Annotated in this window: 3 protein-coding genes and 1 pseudogene; all 4 read left to right on the top strand. The window is 73.2% G+C overall.

The window, feature by feature from the left end; genetic code table 11:
- Positions 1–105 precede the first annotated feature (105 nt).
- Entirely contained in the window at positions 106–630 is a 525-nt protein-coding gene (locus tag H9623_RS09670) for an O-acetyl-ADP-ribose deacetylase (protein WP_193719847.1), read from the top strand.
- 233 nt (positions 631–863) lie between these two features.
- Entirely contained in the window at positions 864–1,067 is a 204-nt protein-coding gene (locus H9623_RS09675) for a hypothetical protein (RefSeq protein WP_193719848.1), read from the top strand.
- Entirely contained in the window at positions 1,067–2,248 is a 1,182-nt protein-coding gene (locus H9623_RS09680) for a YeiH family protein (protein WP_193719849.1), read from the top strand. Before H9623_RS09675 ends, H9623_RS09680 begins: the two co-directional genes overlap by 1 nt.
- A 308-nt stretch (positions 2,249–2,556) precedes the next feature.
- Positions 2,557–3,294: pseudogene (locus H9623_RS09685) on the top strand (hypothetical protein); the annotation flags it as partial.

The following is a 3,294-nucleotide window of genomic DNA, read 5'->3' on the forward strand; positions in this document are numbered from 1 at the left end:
GGGGGCGGGGGGGGGGGCCCCCCCTTCTGCGTCCCCGGACGAACGTGACCGCCGGGCGTCGCGCGCGGGCGGGCGACGGGACGCGCCGCACGCGAGGATGAGGGCATGCGCCTCACCGCCCAGCTCGGAGACCTCACGACCGTCGACGTCGACGTGATCGTCAACGCCGCGAACTCCTCGCTGCTCGGGGGCGGCGGGGTCGACGGCGCGATCCACGCCAAGGCCGGTCCCCGGCTGGTCGCCGCGTGCCGAGAGCTGCGGCGGACGACGCTGCCGGACGGGCTCCCCGTCGGCCAGGCCGTCGCGACGCCGGGCTTCGACCTGCCCGCTCGCTGGGTCGTCCACACCGTCGGTCCGAACCGGCACCGCGGCCAGACGGACCCCGCGCTGCTCGCCTCGTGCTTCACGCGCTCGCTCGACGTCGCGGCGGACCTCGGGGCGACGTCGGTCGCCTTCCCCGCGGTGAGCGCGGGTGTCTACGGGTGGGACGGCGACGAGGTCGCCCACGTCGCGGTGAAGGCGGTCCGTGCCTGGGGCGCCGACGGCGACCGGGGCGTGGTCGACGTGCGCTTCGTGCTGTTCACCGAGCGCCTGCTCCGCGCGTTCGAGCAGGCCCTCGCCCAGGACTGACGGTCCGTCCCGTTCACGGGGCGTTACGTCCTCCCGGACGCTGGACACCCCCTTGCTCCGCCCCGCGGGGACCGCCACCCTGTGGCCCATGCAGATCCACGACGTACCGGTCAGGTGGACGGCCGGCCGCACGGCCGGGTGTACGTAGGGCGACGGCGCGAGCGTGCACGAGCGCGCGTCGGTCCCCGTCGCCCGCGCCGTGCCCGTACCCGACCACCTCCGAAGGACCTGCCATGCCCGCACCCGAGAGCCCCGTCCCACCCCGGGACGCCACCGGCCCGGCGACCACCGCCACCCCCGACGCCCCGGCCACCCCCGTCACGGTCGACGGCGTCCGCCGCGTCCACGTCTCCGAGGACTGGCTGGCGACCGTCGTCGGCCTGGCGGTCGTCGCCGTCGGCCTCCTCGGCCTGATCCCCGAAGGGCTGGTGCCCTGATGAGCGCGACGACCCCGGACACCGGCACGACCACCCGACCTGACGGAGCCGTCGGCGACGCCCCCCGGGCGAGCCTCGAGGACTCGGTCGTCCAGGACGGGCGGTCACCCGGGGCTGCCTACCTGGTCGCAGGCTTCGTCGTCCTCCTGGGCCTGGCCTGGCTGACCCGCTTCCTCGAGCAGAACGTCCCCGAGTGGCTCGCGGACACGCCCCTCGGCGGCGTCGCGAAGTCCGTCGAGTACCCGGTGTACGCGATCGCGCTCGGGCTCCTCGGCAACGCCGTGCTGTCGGCCGCGGGTCTCCGGTCGCGGCTCGCGGCAGCCTTCCGGACCGAGTTCTTCATCAAGACCGGCCTCGTGCTGCTCGGGGCGACCGTGAACCTGTCGCTCATCGTGTCGGCAGCCGGGCCCGCCATCGCGCAGGCAGTCCTGCTCATCACGCTGGTCTTCGGGTTCACGTGGTGGCTCGGCGGACGTCTCGGCGTGAACGACAAGCTCCGCGCGCTGCTCGCGAGCGCGGTGTCGATCTGCGGGGTCAGCGCGGCGATCAGCGCCGCGGGCGCCGTGCAGGCCAAGAAGGAGCAGCTCGCGTACGCGGCCAGCCTCGTCATCCTGTTCGCCCTGCCGTCGATCTTCGTCCTGCCCGCGCTGGCCGAGGCGCTGGGCCTGTCGCCCGCCGTCGCCGGGGCGTGGATCGGCGGGAACATCGACACGACGGCCGCCGTGACCGCTGCGGGGGCCCTGGCCGGGGACGAGGCCCTGCAGGTCGCGGCGATCGTCAAGACGACCCAGAACGCCCTGATCGGGGTCGTCGCGATCGCCCTGACGGCGTGGTTCGCGTTCCGCGTGGACCGGGTCCCGGGAGCGGCGGCGCCCCGATGGAGCGAGCTGTGGGTCCGCTTCCCCAAGTTCGTCCTGGGGTTCCTGCTCGCCTCGGTCGTCGCGACGGTCTACGTCAGCTCGGTCGGGGCGGACGCGGCTGCGGCGGACATCGCGATCCTCAAGTCGCTCAGCACGGTGTTCTTCATCATCGCGTTCGTGTCGATCGGTCTGGAGTTCAACGTGACGGCGGTCCGGGAGGCGGGCTGGAAGCCCGTCGTGGTGTTCGGGTCGGCGGCGCTCTTCAACCTCGTCGTGGGGCTCGCGCTCGCGAGCGTCCTGTTCGCGAACCTGGAGATCTGAGCACCCGCCCGGTGCCGTGATCCCGGAGGCCCGTCGCGCACGTCGCGGCGGGCCTCCGCGCGTGCGGCCCCCCGGTACGCGTCCGTGCGTCCGGCGGACGCCCGGTCGGTCGCGGGAACGCGCTCGTCGATGACCGACGCCGTTCTTTACCAACTTGTGATTTTCGAAGTATCAGATACTTGCTTTCCTTCCTCTCCTGGCCGTTGCTAGCGTCGGCCGCGATCTATCTGATACTCGAAGTCGCACCAAGGTGATGGGCTCTTCGGGATCAGACCGGCAACGACGCCGGCCACGAGAGGACCTCGCACATGACCAACCACGCTTCCCCGCGCGTCTCACGCGCGCACTCAGCCCTGACCATCGGCGCACTGGTCGCGTTGGCGCTCGCCGTCATCGTGCTCGTCGCCTACCTGCTCATCTTCAACGGCAAGGTCGCCGACGGCGCCACGCGCCTCGACGACGGAGCCTCCCGCCTCGAGGCGGGCGCGGCCGAGCTGTCCGACGGCGCCCAGCGCGCCGAGGACGGCGCGGGCAAGCTGGCAGACGGCTCCCAGGACCTCGAGGACGGCGCCAAGAAGCTGTCGACCGGCGCGACCCAGGCCTCGACCGGCGCGACCCAGCTCGCGGACGGCGGCGTGACCGCGCTCGACGGTGCAGCGCAGCTCGCCGCCGGGGCCGACGAGCTCAACGCCGGAGCTGCCAGGCTGGCCCCCGGGGCCGCGGAGGCCGCAGACGGTTCGAGGAAGCTCGCCGCCGGGGCGCAGACCCTCGACGGCAAGATCTCCGCCGAGCTGGCACCGGGAGCCACCAAGGTCTCCGACGGCACGGCCAGGGCATTCGCCGGATCGGGCGAGCTCAGCAAGGGCCTCAACACCGAGCTCGCCCCGGGAGCATCGCTGCTGCTCGCCGGATCGGGCGAGCTCAGCAAGGGCCTCAACACCGAGCTCGTCCCCGGAGCATCGCTGCTGCTCGCCGGATCGGGCGAGCTCAGCAAGGGCCTCAACACCGAGCTCGCCCCGGGAGCATCGCTGCTGCTCGCCGGATCG

Origin of the sequence: Oerskovia douganii, assembly GCF_015142735.1 — a bacterium.
Classification (GTDB): Bacteria; Actinomycetota; Actinomycetes; order Actinomycetales; family Cellulomonadaceae; genus Oerskovia; species Oerskovia douganii.